Here is a 14,456-nt window from a genome sequence, read left to right as displayed (position 1 = left end):
CGTTCGGTCGGCATACCACCAGGCCGTACCCTCGGGCGGACCAATTTTCGGGAGGAGACCGGCTTTGTGAAGTACTTCTACGATGCGGAATTCATCGAGGACGGGAAGGTGATCGACTTGGTATCGATCGCGGTGGTCAGCGAGGACGGCCGCGAATATTACGCCGTATCCACCGAATTCGATGCCGAGCGCGCCGGGCCGTGGGTGCGTAAGAACGTGCTACCCAAGCTGCCGTCGCCGTCGTCACCGCTGTGGCGCAGCCGCAGGCAGATCCGCGACGAGCTCTACAAGTTCCTGGTGCCGCGCCCGACGGTGCGACCCGAGCTGTGGGCCTGGGTGGGGGCCTACGACCATGTGGTGTTGTGCCAGCTGTGGGGGTCGATGGTGGATCTGCCGCCCGCGCTGCCCCGCTACACCAACGAACTGCGTCAGCACTGGGATGCCCACGGACGGCCGGAACTGCCGCCGATCCCCGCCGACGCCCACGACGCGCTCGCCGATGCCCGCCACAACTTGGCCAAGTACGAGGCGATCGAGGCTGCGCGCCGCCGCTGAGGGCCGTACGCCGCCCCTTACGAGTTGCGCTACGGCCATAGTGCGCATAACGAACAGCAGGCCCCGAGTCGCATCGACTCGGGGCCTGCTTCGCGTTCAGCGATCAGTGGCTGTGCTTGCCACCATTGCCGTTGGCGTTGTCCTGTGCCTTCTTCAGGACGGCGAGCTGCTTGTGCTCCTCCTCCAACTCGGTGGCGAAGTGCTGCTCGCTTTCCTGCCACGGGTCGGCCCGCATGAAACTGCCGGTACCCGGCTGGCCGGCCGAACCGAGCTGGTTCATCTTCTTGGGCACCGGAGCACCCTGGTACTCCAGCGGGATCGGGTGGCCGTGCTCGTCGACCGGACCCAGTGGCTGGTGCACCTCGATGTACTCACCGTGCGGCAGCCGCTTGATCACGCCGGTCTCGATGCCGTGCTCGAGCACTGCTCGGTCGCTGCGCTGCAGACCGAGGCAGAACCGGTAGGTCAGGAAGTACGCGATCGGCGGCCCGAGCAGCAGACCGATACGACCGACCCAGGTGGTCGCGTTCAGCGAGATGTTGAACTTCAGCGCGATGATGTCGTTGACGCAGGCCAGGGTCAAGATCACGTAGAAGGTGATCGCCATGGCACCGATCGCGGTACGCACCGGCACGTCACGCGGACGCTGCAACAGGTTGTGGTTCGCGGTGTCCTTGGTCAGCCGCTTCTCGATCCACGGGTAGGCGATCAGCAGCGTGAACACCAGGCCCATGACCAACGCGACCCAGAACACGGCCGGGACCGTGTAGCGACCCAGGTAGAGCTCCCACGGCGGCATCAGACGTGCCAAACCGTCGGTCCACATCATGTAGAAGTCGGGCTGCGAACCGGCCGACACCTGCGACGGGTTGTACGGGCCGAGGTTCCAGATCGGGTTGATCTGCAGGACACCACCCATGATGCCGACGAAGCCGAGGGTGAAGGCGAAGAACGCGCCCTGATCCGCCGCGAACACCGGGACGATGCGAGCACCGACGACGTTGTTCTCGGTCCGGCCGGGGCCGGGGAACTGGGTGTGCTTCTGGTACCAGACGATGGCCACGTGCGCCGCGATCAGCGCGAGCATGATGCCGGGGAACAGCAGCACGTGCGCGATGTACAGACGCGGGATGATGATCTCACCGGGGAAGTCGCCGCCGAACATCAACCAGTGCAACCAGGTACCCACCACCGGCACACCGATGGTGATACCGGAGAACGCGGCCCGCAGGCCGGTACCCGAGAGCAGGTCGTCGGGCAGCGAGTAGCCGAAGAAGCCCTCGAACATCGCCAGGATCAGCAGCAGCGAACCGATCACCCAGTTCGCCTCACGCGGTTTGCGGAACGCGCCGGTGAAGAAGATGCGCAGCAGGTGCACGATGATCGAGGCCGCGAACAGCAGCGCCGCCCAGTGATGCACCTGGCGTACGAACAGACCGCCACGCACCTCGAAGGAGATGTTCAGCGCCGTCTCATAGGCCCGCGACATGCCAACACCGCGCAACGGCTGGTAGGCACCGTCGTAGACGACGTGGCTCATCGACGGGTCGAAGTACAGCGTCAGGTACACACCCGACAGCAGCAGGATGATGAACGCGTACAGCGCGATCTCACCGAGCAGGAATGACCAGTGGGTCGGAAAGACCTTGTTGATCGACCGGCGCATGAACGCGGCAGCGCGGTACCGCTCGTCCACGGCGTCGGCGTGGGCACCGACCTTCCGGCCGATTGCTGTTCCAGAACTCATGAACGACGCTCCCAGAAGGCCGGGCCGAGCGGCTCGATGAAGTCGCTCGCGGCGACCAGGAAGCCCTCGGAGTTGACGGTGATCGGCAGCTGCGGCAGCGCCCGCGCGGCAGGACCGAAGACTGGCTTACCCCACTCGGTCGCCGAGAACTGCGACTGGTGGCAGGGGCACAGGATCCGGTTGGTCTGCTGCTCGTAGAGCGAGGTCGGGCAGCCGAGGTGGGTGCAGATCTTCGAGTAGGCGAAGTAGTCGCCGAAGTTGAAGCTCTCCTGGCCCTTACGCTTGATGGCCTTCTGCGCATCTTCGGTGCGCAGGCGGATCAGCATGACGGCGTTGCGGATGCCACGCAGCGACTGCAGGGTCTCGTGCTCGTCGCCCCGCCAGGCTTCCTTCCACGGGAAGACCGTCTCCATGCCGCCCGCGTCCAGATCCTCCGGGCGCACCAGCACGATGTCCTCGGGACGGCCGGTGTCGCGACGCAGGTAGATGGTCTGGCCCTCCCAGTCCGGGGTCCAGCCCGACACCCACAGCGGCGACTTGTCGCCCTTGGCCCACGGGTTCTTGATCATGCCGCCGACGAACAGCGCGGCCGATCCGAGACCGACGACGCCGAGACCGGCGCCCGCGGTGCGGGTGATCAGCTTGCGACGACCCAGCGTGGAGGTATCCCCGGCATCCGACAGCTGGGCGACCAGCGTCCTGCGGTCGACCTCACTGGAACGGCCGTCGTGGCGCTCCTGGATCGATAGCTCGGCCGGGATGAACTTCTTGCGGATCAACACGACCGCGATGCCGATCGCGAGGATCGAGACACCGAAGGTGATGCCGTACAGCGGCGTGGCCAGCGAGTACAGGTCGTGTCCTTCGGACTCTTTGCCCTTGTACTCCCACGGCCAGAACAGGAAGACACCGACCAGTGCGGCCGCGGCCAGACCCGAGATGGCGAACCACAGCGCCACCTGACGCTCGGCGCGCTTCTCGGCGCGGGTACCCGGAACCGGGAACCGCTCACGCCGGTAGGCGACGTCGACGCCGTCCATTTCGGTGCCGAGTTTGACCAGGTCGTCCCGCGACATCGCGTCCAGCTCGGCCTCGGTGGGCTCCGCGGCGGCGTGACCGGTGGGCTTCACCGTCTCCTTCGACAGCTCGGCACTGGATCCCTCATCCGGGCGCCCCATGTCGTCTCGCTCCTTGTCTGTCATGACCTCGATCCGATCCACATCGCGGCGCCGACGGTCAGCACGATGCCGACCACCCAGATGGCCAGGCCTTCGGTCGCGGGGCCGAAACCGCCGAGGCCGTAGCCGCCGGGCGAATTGGCCTCCACCGAGTCCTTGACGTAGGCGACGATGTCGCGCTTCTCCTCCGGGCTCAGCTGCCGGTCGGAGAACTTCGGCATGTTCTGCGGGCCGGTCAGCATCGCGGCGTAGATCTGCTGCTCGGACGCGGGCTCGAGCGGCGGCGCGTACTTACCGGACGACAGCGCGCCACCGCGGCCGGTGAAGTTGTGGCAGGAGGCGCAGTTCATGCGGAACAGCTCGCTACCGCGGGCGATGTCCGCGCCACGCAGCGATTCCTGGGCGACCGTGCCGTCGGCGTTGCGGATGACCGTCGGGCCGCCACCGTTGGCGGCCACGTAGGCGCCGATGGCGTCGGTCTGGTGGGCGTCGAACTTGGCGGGCTTGCGCTCGGCCTGTGCCTCGTTGCGCGTCATCGGCATACGACCGGAGGACACCTGGAAGTACACCGCGGCCTCGCCGACGCCGATCAGGCTTGGTCCGCGATCCTGCACACCCTGCAGGTTCGCGCCGTGGCAGGTGATGCACGAGGTGTCGTACAGCTGCTGGCCCTCGCGGATCAGTGCCGACTTGTCCTCGTTCGCCGTCGCGATCTGCGGCTCGGGGGTGAGGGCCGAGGCGAGGAAGCCGGCTCCGACGAGACCCACCAGAAGCGCGAGCCCGCCCGCGATGCGGCGGCGGACGCGGCGCTGCCTGCGCGTCTTGCTGGCCTGGCCGTGCCCGGGGCTGGCGGGCTCTGGCGCTGATGGGGGAGATGAACTCATCTGTGTCCCTTTGGAGTAGACGGAACCGACTTGTGCAAAAGCTTCCACTGAGCCCGGGTCAGCGGACGAAGTAGATCGTGGCGAACAGCCCGATCCAGACGATGTCGACGAAGTGCCAGTAGTAGGACACGACGATCGCGGCGGTGGCCTGCGCCGGAGTGAACTTACTCAGCTTGGTGCGCACCAGCAGGAACACGAACGCGATCAGACCACCGATGACGTGCAGGCCGTGGAACCCGGTGGTGATGTAGAACACCGAGCCGTAGGAGCTGCTCGAGATCGAGGTGCCCTCGTGGACGAGGTTGTAGTACTCGTAACCCTGGCCGAGCACGAAGAAGGTGCCCATAGCGAGGGTGAGGACGTACCAACGGCGCAGGCCGAAGACGTCACCGCGCTCCGCGGCGAAGACACCCAGCTGGCAGGTGAACGACGACGCGATCAGCACGGCGGTGACCGGAACGGCCAGCTTCATGTTCAGCTCGGTCGGCTCCGGCGGCCATTCGGTCGACTGAGCACGCGCGACGAAGTACATCGCGAACAGGCCGGCGAAGAACATCAGCTCACTGGACAGCCAGATGATGGTGCCGACACTGACCATGTTGGGCCGGTTCAGCGAATGCACACGCTGGGTAATGGCCGATCCTGGGGTGCCTACTGCGGTCGTCACGGGGGTAAGTATGACTCGTCGTAGTACGACAGGAGTACCCGGGTACGAAACTTGCCCGTGCGTGTCGGATTTCGTGGTGCCCCTTCCAGGGACAACGCCGGGAAATCGGTCGCGAAGATCAAGTTCAGGGGACGTGTGCGGGGGGTCGCGGGCGGATATCGGGAGACCGCGTCCGGGTGGGCGCATTAGGGTTGTTGCCTACGAGACTGGTGGGCGTACCAGTGTGATGGGAGATGTTGATGAGCGTGCGCAGCTGGCCCCAGGTGCTCGGCACCCTTGCCGACGGTGGCGACCTGACCGCGGACGACACCGAATGGGTGATCAACGAAATCTTCTCCGACAATGCGACGCAGGCGCAGATCGCCGCATTCGGTGTCGCGATGAAGATCAAGGGCCCCACCTCGCCGGAGCTGACCGGGCTCGCCACCGGCATGCTCGGGCACGCCAGGCTCGTTCACATCGACGGCGACGCGGTGGACATCGTCGGTACCGGCGGTGACCGTTCGGGCTCGGTGAATATCTCCACCATGTCCTCGATCGTGGTCGCGGCGGCGGGTGTCCCGGTCATCAAGCACGGCAACCGGGCGGCCACCTCCAAGAGCGGCGGCGCCGACGTGCTCGAGGCGCTCGGTGTGCGGCTGGCCCTCGGCCCGGAATCGGTGGCCCGCTGTGTGCGCGAGGTCGGCATCGGGTTCTGTTTCGCACCGCTGTTCCATCCCGCCCTGCGGTTCGCGGGGCCCGCGCGTAAAGAGATCGGCATTCCGACCGTGTTCAACGTGCTCGGACCGCTCACCAACCCGGCACAGCCGCGCGCGGGCCTGGTGGGTTGTGCCTTCGCCGATCTGCTTCCGACGATCGCCGGTGTATTCGCCGGGCGCGGCAGCAGCGCGCTGGTGGTGCGCGGTAACGACGGACTCGATGAGATCACCACCTCCGACACCACCGATGCCTGGATCGTCTCGGACGGCCGGATGCGTGAGGCGACCATCGACCCGACCCGCTTCGGCTTCCCGCGCGTCGACCTGGATGCACTGCGCGGCGGAGACGCGCAGGTCAACGCCGGTGTGGCACGTGATGTGCTGGCAGGGACGCCCGGCGCGGTACGCGACGCGGTGCTGATCAACTCCGCGGCGGCCATCGTGGCCTACGACCTGTCCCAGGGAACGGGGAACCCGGAGGCCGACCTGGACGGTCAGCTCGCCGCGGGGATCGAGCGGGCCGCCGCCGCGATCGACAGCGGACAAGCGGCGGCGCTGCTGGATCGGTGGGCGAAGCTCACCAACACGCTCGGCGACTCCTGATCGGCGGCCTATCCAGCAAACTTTCGGCCGGGGCTATACAGTTGCGCGGTCCGATCGTCGTCTGGAGGTAGGCATGAGTCCCGGTGTGCCCGTGGTTTCCGGCGCTCTGCTCGCCACACTCGCGGCGGCGACGGTCCTCGGCGCCGGGCCCGCAGGGGCCGCGCGCGGCGGGCTGGTGGTCGACGGCACCGTGCATCACAATCCGTCGGGCTGCGTCGAGGTCGGCGGTGGTGCCCGCACGCTGAGGCTGGAGAACCACACCGACGTCCCGGTGACCATCTACTACGGGCGCGGCTGCCGCGGCGAGATAACCGCCACCCTGGCCTCACGTGAGGTCCGCACGGTCACCGGCGCGTCCATCCAGGTCCCCTGAGCCTCATTCGCCCAGCGAGAACCCCGCCTCGACATCGGCGCGCGAGTACGACTTGAACGCGATGTGCGTGGTCGTGCGCACGACACCGTCGGTCTTATCGATCCGGCCGGTCACCACCTCGGCGATCTGCTCGTGGTCGCGCACGCGGACCACCGCGATGAGGTCGACATCGCCCGCGCACGAGTAGACCTCGCTGACGCCCTCGATGTCGGCGACCGCCTGAGCGGTTTCGGGAATCCGGGCGTTGGCGGCGTGGATCATGACGATGGCGGTAATCATGGGATCAACCCTAAGCGTTCGGGCCACGGCACAGTCGCGGTCAGCCGGAGACTCGCGCGTAGTCCTCGGCCTCCGATTCCGACGCTGCCGCCGCCTCGGCCGCTGCCGCCCAGGCGAGCCGACGGCCCGCACCGTGTAGCGGCTCCCAGTAGCCGGCACTGGTACGGACGATGCGCACACCCGGCCGGGCCAGCCAGCGCGCCACCAGACCGATCTCCTCCGGTGACCCGCCACGCAATGGTGACAGATCGTCGTCACAGACGACCGTCTCCGCGGCCGCCACGATCCGTTCCACCACCGGCATGGGCGCCACTCCCCTGAGCGCCGTCCCCGCGCCCGCCAGGCGCCCATGGCGGATCACCGCGAACTCCCAGCCGCCGCCCCCATCGGGGTGGGCGGCGACGAGTTCGGCGATGCGGGCAACCGCGGCCAGCCGCTGGGTGCGATACAGCGCGCGGATCACCGTCACCGCACGGTCACGTGAGCGCGCCGCTGCCTCGAAATGCTCTGCGCGGGAGTGGGTTCGGATCCGTTCGAGCATCGCTCGAAGGCCTGCGTCATCGGTGCCCGCGAACAGCGTGCGTACCGAGTCCGGCGCCCGCGCGTATTCCTTATTATTAAGGGGTATCCCGCCGGCCGCGGCCGGACAGCCGCCGACCACTGCGGGCGGGCAGTCGTGAATTGCCGTGCGCGACAAGCGAGTTGTGCAGGTGCGGAGCCCACTGAACTCGGCGATCGTCGCCGCCACATCGGCCGCGTCGGCCCGGCCGCCGAACGGGCCGAGGGCATCGACGGTCGGATTGCGGACGATGGCGAAGCGCGGAAACGGTTCGTCGGTGAGGGTGATCCACCAGCCGCGCTTGGGAAATTTGGACCGCCGGTTGTAGGGCGGTGCGTGCGCGACCAGCAACCGCAGCTCCCGCACCCCCGCCTCGAGTCCGTGCGCGCATTCGACATGGTCGATGCGGGTGGCCAGCGAGACCATCTCCTTCATCCGCCCGCGAGTCTCCGAACCTGTGAAGTAGGTGCGGACGCGGCGGCGCAGATTCACCGCCGTCCCTATATAGAGGACTTCATCGGACGGACCGCGGAACAGATAGACGCCAGGACGCGCGGGCAGGTCCGCCGCCAGCCCTCGTTTGGCGCGTTGACCCGAGGTGACGTCGGGCAGGTAGTCGATCAGCTCGGTGAGGCTGTGCACGCCTTGATTGCCCACCCGCGCCATCAGCGCGTGCAGCACATCGACGGTGGCCCTGGCGTCGGCGAGGGCGCGGTGGGTCGGCTGAGTGCTCGCGCCGAGCAGCCGGGCCAGCGCGCTCAACCGCACCGACGGCGCCTCGTCGCGGGCCAGCACCCGCCGGGCGAGCCGGACCGTGCACACCACCTGGGCGGCGGGCCACGGCGTCTCACACCGGGCCGCCGCGGCGCGCAGGAACGCCATATCGAACCGCGCGTTGTGGGCGACGAGCACCGCACCCTTGGCGAACTCGAGGAAGCCGGGCAGCACCGCCTCGATGGGCGGTGCGGCGCACACCATGGCGGTGGTGATGCCGGTGACGTGGACGACCGCGGGCGGGATGGCGCGGCCGGGATCGACCAGGGTGGCGAATTCGCCGAGCACCTCACCACCGCGCACCTTGACCGCACCGATCTCGGTGATGGCGTCCGATTCCGGGCTGGTGCCGGTGGTCTCCAAGTCGACGACGACGAAGACGGTGTCATAGAGCGGGGTGTCGAGCTCGTCGAAGGCCAATTGCGCGGCGGCGCGGCGGCGCGGGACGGAGTCGGACACGGCGTGCAGCGTACGACCGGGGTCCGACACGTTCGGCCCGGTCGGCGAGCAGTGGTTTCGGCCGACAAGGGCGCGCGGTTTCGGCACGGAATGCTCGAATTGCACGCGTGAGATTTTCGTTCTGGTACCCCCGAAATGATCTTCAATGCGGAAAAGCGGCGTAGCTCACAGAGAAACCGCGTTGGTATCAATCACCGGGCGTGTCGGATTCCAGCCATACCGCTGCGGACCCGCCGCACCCCCATCGCGCACCGATCGGGCCGCCCGCCCCGCCGCGACCACACCGCTAGCCCGTGAAAATGTCCCGCGAACTGCAAGGAATCCCCGTCGATCGAGAGACGGCATGAGTTACCGTTACTTACAGTAACGCCTGTTCGCGGTTCGCGCTCAACCGAAAAACAGCGCGTCGTTATCGTTTCGTGATTGTTGTGACGCATATCGCAGGCGGCGGGGGCGGAATTGTTGACCATTGCCGTTTCGCTTGTTCGCGGCTTTACAAACCACCGTGATCGGTTCGTAACCTCATCGAGACCTCACGGAGTCCGACCCACCACCCCGGTGCGGCGTCGTGAGGCAGATTGGGAGTACCGCATCATGGCGTCCACCACCGTCAAACGACAGGCCAAGCGTGCCGTTGCGGCCGGAGCCGTCGGCGCTGCCACCATCGGCGCGTTCCTGCTTCCCGCCGCTCCCGCGGCGGCGGCACCGGTCACCGTCCCCGGCGTCGGCACCTTCGACGTTCCGGACCACATCGTGAACCAGATCCCCGGCGGCCTGCCCGCCGTGCCGGGTCTGCAGATCCCCGCCCCCGCGCCGCTGCCTTTCACCGCACCCACCAAGACCCTCGGCCAGTCGGCCCTCGACGCCGCGATGAGCAAGGTCGGCTCGCCCTACGTCTACGGCGCCGCTGGCCCGAACGCCTTCGACTGCTCGGGCCTCGTGCAGTGGTCCTACCGCCAGGCCGGCCGCGACGTGCCGCGCACCAGTGGCGCCCAGCTGGCTTCGGGCGCTCCGGTGTCGATGGATCAGCTGCAGCCCGGCGACGTGATCTCGTTCTACGGCGGCGGCCACTCCGGCCTCTACGCCGGTGACGGCAACGTCGTGCACGCTTCCACCGCTGGCACCCCGGTGCAGCTCGCACCGATCTCCTCCATGCCGGTCGCCGGCGCGGTTCGTTTCTGATCCGCACCCCTCGGGGCCCGCACCGTTGCGCACGGTGCGGGCCCCGGCCGGTCCGGCGACTGTGATCGGTTCGTGCTCCACTGGACACCGACGGTCGCCGTTCCGTAACCTAATCGAGACCTTTCCGCGGCTTCACACGAGAACGGGGCACGGCAGGCAGTGGCAGCACATCACCGCAGTCGAGGGACGAAACGCCTGTCAGGCGCGACGATCACGGCAGGACTTCTCGCCGTGGCGCTGTACGGGGCCGGTCCCGCCGGGGCCGATCCGGCCACGCTGCCCACCACAGCGAGCGACGCGGTGCAGCGGATGATCGACCTGTCCCGCGAATCCGAGCAGCTCAACCAGCAGGCCCTCGGCGCACAGGCCGACTTCGACGCCAAGTTCGCCCTCCAGCGCGACGCCGAAGCCAAGCTCGGCACCGCCACCGCCGCCGTCACCGCCGCCCGCGACGAGGTCCGCAAATATCAGCCGGTCATCGACCGCACCGCGATCGCCGCCTATCAGGGCGCGCGCACCAACCGCCTGTTCTCCGTCCTCGTCAGCGATTCGCCACAGCAACTGCTCGACCAGATGTCCACCCTCGACGTGGTGGCCACCCAGACCTCGATTCAGCTGCAGCAGTACAAGAAGGCCACCGACGCCGCGACCGCTGCCGAAACCACCGCACGCACCGCCGCCGACGACGCCCGCACCGCCGCCGACAAGGCCAACAGCGTCCGCGGCGACCTCGAGCGTAAGCGCGCCGACCTGCAGGGCGCGATCGTGCAGGTCATCGAGGCGTGGGGCACCCTGTCCGCCACGGACAAGTCGGCGCTGGCAGGTTCTCCCTTCCCACCCGGATTCGATCGCGACACTTTGCTGCGCGGGCTCGTCCCCGGCAGCGGCACCAGCGCGTTGGCTGCCGGGCTCACCCGCGTCGGCGATCCCTACGTCTGGGGCGCCACCGGCCCCGACCAGTTCGACTGCTCCGGCCTGGTCCAGTGGGCGTTCAAGCAGGTCGGCAAGGATGTGCCGCGCACAAGTTCCGCGCAGGCCTCCTATGGCACGCCGGTCCCCAAGGACGATCTGCGCCCCGGTGACGTCGTGTTCTTCTATCCGGACATCACCCACGTCGGCATCTACGCGGGCAACGGGCTGATGCTGCACGCCTCCACGTTCGGTGTGCCGGTCGCCGTTGCGCCCATGGGTTCCACGCCTTATCACTCGGCCAGGCGATACTGAGCACCCATGAGCGGTGTGCGGCGCGTCCGTAACTGGCTGTCGGAGCGACGGCGCTTCGAGTTCTGCCTCACCACCCTCATGGTGGTCCTGCTGACCGGCACCTGTGCCGCGCTGCTCCTCCTACCCGATTCGGTGATGGCCCCGTTGCGAGCCGCCAAGGCGGGCAGCACAACCGCGCCTGTCGCCGGACAGCTGCCACTCACCGATTCGCGGTTGACCGAGATCCAGCGCATCGCGGAACCGTTCGGTCCGATGGTGACCCGGCAGGTCGTCACCGGCGGTGCCCGACCGGCGCTGGTCGTCGGACACCCCCGGCAGCAGCGTGAGGTCGATATCCTCGCCGACGAACTCGCCGAGGCGAGCACGGCCGTCACCGAGCTGTGGGGGCCGGACTGGTCGCGTGCCGCCGTCGTCGTGGTGTCCACCGCACCTGCCGAGTTCGCCGCCCTGGTCCGGGCGAGCACCGACCTGCCGGGCGAGATCGCCGCCGCGACAGTGTCGGATCCGTTCACTCCGGGCACTCAGCCGACCGGCCAGCGCGTGGTGTTCGGACCCGACGCCGGGCGCCGTCTGGATCCCGAGGGCATGCGCGCGCTGCTACGTCACGAACTCACCCACGTCGCCACCAGGTCCGCAACGGTCGACGGCTCCCCGCAGTGGCTGTTGGAAGGCTTCGCCGAATACGCCGCCCACCGCGGCCGCGACCGTTCCTTCACCGCTATAGCCCCCACCCTGGCCACCCGGCTGGCCACCGGCACCGTCCCCGCCGACCTGCCCACCGACGCCGAGTTCACCGGACCCGACGCCGCCACCGCCTACGAGTTGGCCTGGTCGACCTGCGCCTACCTCGCCGACACCTACGGCGACGACCGCTTGGTAGCCCTCTACCGCCGCCTCGCCACCGGCCCCCAATCCTCCACCACCGAAGATGCGGCCATGCGCGAAGTTCTCGGCACCTCCCGCACCGACGTCATCACCGCCTGGCAGGGCTGGTTGCGTACTCAGACTGCGTGAGGCGCAAACGGCGCCGGCTTCCACCTGCGCCGAGCGGCCCGACCGCTGTTGACATGACTTCGCGCGTCACCGAGCGATCTCCCCCCAGCGGCGAGCCGCCTCATCAAGGCGGCCCGATATGCCCGGTTTTGCCGATCACTGGACGCAACCCGATACAGCGGTAGGTAAACCCCGTTTTCGAGCGAAGCGAGACCGAGCATAAGGTTCGCGGCCCGTCTCGCGTCTCCGCTGCCGCTGCCGCTGCGCAAGCCGAAGGCAAGCAGCGGCAGCGGAGACGCGAGACACAAAGGGGCCGCGAACACGCGGTGCCGCAGGCACCGCAAATTCAACACAGTAGGTTGGTGGCATGGCTCGAACTCTGCTGGTTACCAATGATTTCCCGCCGCGTCCCGGGGGTATCCAGTCCTATCTGCAAGCAATGGCCGGGCAGCTGCCGCCCGACGACCTCGTCGTCTATGCACCGCGGTGGCGGGGCGACAGTCATGTGAAGTTCGATGCCGAACAGAAGTTCCAGGTGGTGCGCCACCCCACGACGTTGATGCTGCCCACCCCGTTGGTGATGCGGCGGGCGGCGAAGTTGTTGCGCAGCGAGAACTGCGACACCGTCTGGTTCGGGGCGGCCGCCCCGCTGGCGGTGATGTCGCCGGTGTTGCGTCGTGCGGGCGCCGAACGCATTCTTGCCAGCACGCACGGGCACGAGGTGGGTTGGTCGATGCTGCCGGGCGCTCGGCAGGCGCTGCGGGTCATCGGCGACCACACCGATGTGGTCACCTATGTCAGCAAGTACACGCGGGCGCGGTTCTCGTCGGCATTCGGGCCGAACGCGGCACTCGAATACCTGCCGCCGGGCGTCGATCCGGACGTGTTCCGCCCCGATCCCGCCGCGCGGGCCGAGCTGCGGCAACGCTACGGGCTCGGTGACCGGCCGACCATTCTGTGCCTGTCGCGGCTGGTGCCGCGCAAAGGTCAGGACGCGCTGATCGTGGCAATGCGCGATATCCGTGAGCGTGTCGACGGCGCCGTGCTGGTCATCGCGGGTGGCGGGCCGTATGAGGAGAAGCTGCGCGGGCTGGCCGAGGCGCTCGGCGTCACCGACGATGTCGTGTTCACTGGACGGGTGCGCTCGGATGAACTGGCCGCCCACCACACCCTCGCCGACGTCTTCGCCATGCCGTCCCGCACCCGTGGCGCGGGCCTGGACGTCGAGGGGCTCGGCATCGTCTATCTGGAGGCTTCGGCCTCCGGTGTTCCGGTGGTCGCCGGACGTTCCGGCGGCGCACCGGAAACCGTGATCGAGGGCAAGACCGGGCGTGTGGTCGACGGCCGCAAGATCGATCAGATCGTCGATGCCCTTGTCGGTATCCTCGCTGATCCCGAAGCCGCCGCCCGCATGGGCGCCGCGGGCCGCGACTGGGTCGAACAGCAGTGGCGCTGGGATACCCTCGGCGCTCGCCTGCGCCACCTGCTGCGCTGATCTCCCGGTTCCCACGGCGCGCGAATTACCCACGGCGGTAACGATTCCCGGTCGAGGTACGACGTAGGTGTCGCGCTCGCGCCCTGCCGGACGACACCGGCGGGGCGCGAGGGCGAGGCCGGCGACATCGGCACGACGGATGTCCCGGTCCAGCGTCATTTGTGGCCACCACCCCTCGAAAGAAATGGACCTCGCATGCCCAGCGCTCTTCGTACCGTGACCACCGCCGCGCTCTGTGCCGTGTCGGCAGCCTCGCTCATCGCCACGGCGGGCCCGGCACAGGCTGAGTTCACCGGCGTGTGCACGGTCGACTATCCGGACCCGAATGTCCCCACCCGCGTGGAGACCAGCAAGGTATCGGCGGATGTCACCGCACCGGGAACCGTGACCTTCCGGTTCGATACGACATCGAACACCGAGCAGGCCTACACCCAGACCGCCACGGTCATCTGGGCCAATATCGACACCGGACGCAACGGTTCGACCTCGGCCGAGGCCCGCATCGATGCCGGTACCACCACGTTGACGTTGCCGCCAACGGAGACCAAGCCCGGACTGCTGGCGATCGTGGCACAGGTGCACAACGTCGCCGATGACGGGCAGCACGTCTCCACCCTGGACTGCTCGGCCGAGTACACCGTCGTCTAGCCGAATAGCAGCCAGGCAAATGCCCTGGTACAAGGGCCGATAACCGACAAGGTTCGAGCGAAGCGAGACCGAACACCACAGTTCGCGGGCCGTCTCGCGTCTCCGCTGCCGCTGCGCAAGCCGAAGGCAAGCAGCGGC

Annotated in this window: 14 protein-coding genes; 8 read left to right on the top strand and 6 right to left on the bottom strand. The window is 68.0% G+C overall.

The window, feature by feature from the left end; translation table 11 throughout:
- The first annotated feature begins 66 nt into the window (after window positions 1-66).
- The gene (locus GV792_RS17685) at window positions 67-555 is read left to right on the top strand and encodes a polyadenylate-specific 3'-exoribonuclease AS (RefSeq protein WP_163825230.1); all 489 of its coding nucleotides are present in this window, start codon (window positions 67-69) and stop codon (window positions 553-555) included.
- A gap of 103 nt (window positions 556-658) precedes the next feature.
- Here GV792_RS17685 and qcrB read toward each other — a convergent pair whose 3' ends face one another.
- From qcrB to ctaE, 4 genes are read right to left on the bottom strand one after another with little or no spacing between them, the layout of a single operon-like run.
- On the bottom strand, window positions 659-2,302 hold the full coding sequence (qcrB, locus tag GV792_RS17680; protein ID WP_163825229.1) for a cytochrome bc1 complex cytochrome b subunit: 1,644 nt from the start codon (window positions 2,300-2,302) through the stop codon (window positions 659-661).
- Complete coding sequence (gene qcrA, locus GV792_RS17675) at window positions 2,299-3,480, bottom strand: cytochrome bc1 complex Rieske iron-sulfur subunit (RefSeq protein WP_375154468.1); 1,182 nt, start codon at window positions 3,478-3,480, stop codon at window positions 2,299-2,301. The genes qcrB and qcrA overlap by 4 nt, the downstream gene beginning before the upstream one ends.
- 20 nt (window positions 3,481-3,500) lie before the next feature.
- Window positions 3,501-4,364 (bottom strand): cytochrome bc1 complex diheme cytochrome c subunit, encoded by an 864-nt coding sequence (qcrC, locus tag GV792_RS17670; protein ID WP_163825228.1) that lies wholly within the window; start codon window positions 4,362-4,364, stop codon window positions 3,501-3,503.
- Window positions 4,365-4,422: 58 nt separating this feature from the next.
- Window positions 4,423-5,031 (bottom strand): aa3-type cytochrome oxidase subunit III, encoded by a 609-nt coding sequence (ctaE, locus tag GV792_RS17665; protein WP_138446638.1) that lies wholly within the window; start codon window positions 5,029-5,031, stop codon window positions 4,423-4,425.
- A 239-nt stretch (window positions 5,032-5,270) separates the two neighbouring features.
- Between ctaE and trpD the strand changes: the two genes are divergently transcribed.
- Together trpD and GV792_RS17655 are read left to right on the top strand one after the other, a co-directional pair.
- Entirely contained in the window at window positions 5,271-6,332 is a 1,062-nt protein-coding gene (trpD, locus tag GV792_RS17660; RefSeq protein ID WP_163825227.1) for an anthranilate phosphoribosyltransferase, read from the top strand.
- A gap of 73 nt (window positions 6,333-6,405) precedes the next feature.
- Window positions 6,406-6,705 carry a hypothetical protein gene (locus tag GV792_RS17655; RefSeq protein ID WP_163825226.1) on the top strand — a complete coding sequence of 100 codons (300 nt, stop codon included), beginning with the start codon at window positions 6,406-6,408 and terminating at the stop codon, window positions 6,703-6,705.
- 3 nt (window positions 6,706-6,708) lie between these two features.
- Here the strand turns inward: GV792_RS17655 and GV792_RS17650 are convergent, their stop codons facing one another.
- On the bottom strand, window positions 6,709-6,984 hold the full coding sequence (locus tag GV792_RS17650) for an Lrp/AsnC family transcriptional regulator (RefSeq protein ID WP_163825225.1): 276 nt from the start codon (window positions 6,982-6,984) through the stop codon (window positions 6,709-6,711).
- Between the two features lie 40 nt (window positions 6,985-7,024).
- On the bottom strand, window positions 7,025-8,776 hold the full coding sequence (locus tag GV792_RS17645; protein WP_163825224.1) for a DEDD exonuclease domain-containing protein: 1,752 nt from the start codon (window positions 8,774-8,776) through the stop codon (window positions 7,025-7,027).
- Window positions 8,777-9,370: 594 nt separating this feature from the next.
- On the opposite strand from GV792_RS17645, the gene GV792_RS17640 reads away from it, so the two are divergent.
- The 5 genes from GV792_RS17640 to GV792_RS17620 all read left to right on the top strand — a co-directional run bounded on the left by GV792_RS17640 (window position 9,371) and on the right by GV792_RS17620 (window position 14,318).
- Entirely contained in the window at window positions 9,371-9,958 is a 588-nt protein-coding gene (locus GV792_RS17640; protein WP_163825223.1) for a C40 family peptidase, read from the top strand.
- A 159-nt stretch (window positions 9,959-10,117) separates the two neighbouring features.
- On the top strand, window positions 10,118-11,182 hold the full coding sequence (locus tag GV792_RS17635) for an NlpC/P60 family protein (protein ID WP_163825222.1): 1,065 nt from the start codon (window positions 10,118-10,120) through the stop codon (window positions 11,180-11,182).
- Window positions 11,183-11,188: 6 nt separating this feature from the next.
- Window positions 11,189-12,196 carry a peptidase MA family metallohydrolase gene (locus GV792_RS17630; RefSeq protein WP_163825221.1) on the top strand — a complete coding sequence of 336 codons (1,008 nt, stop codon included), beginning with the start codon at window positions 11,189-11,191 and terminating at the stop codon, window positions 12,194-12,196.
- Window positions 12,197-12,542: 346 nt separating this feature from the next.
- On the top strand, window positions 12,543-13,670 hold the full coding sequence (locus tag GV792_RS17625; RefSeq protein ID WP_163825220.1) for a glycosyltransferase family 4 protein: 1,128 nt from the start codon (window positions 12,543-12,545) through the stop codon (window positions 13,668-13,670).
- 195 nt (window positions 13,671-13,865) lie between these two features.
- Window positions 13,866-14,318: a hypothetical protein gene (locus tag GV792_RS17620; protein WP_163825219.1), complete on the top strand. Its 453-nt coding sequence runs from the start codon at window positions 13,866-13,868 to the stop codon at window positions 14,316-14,318.
- Window positions 14,319-14,456 lie beyond the last annotated feature (138 nt).

The organism is Nocardia cyriacigeorgica (genome assembly GCF_010868145.1).
Classification (GTDB): domain Bacteria; phylum Actinomycetota; class Actinomycetes; order Mycobacteriales; family Mycobacteriaceae; genus Nocardia; species Nocardia cyriacigeorgica_D.
The sequence above is the reverse complement of the archived record's forward strand: the minus strand, read 5'-3'. Positions and strand labels throughout refer to the sequence as shown.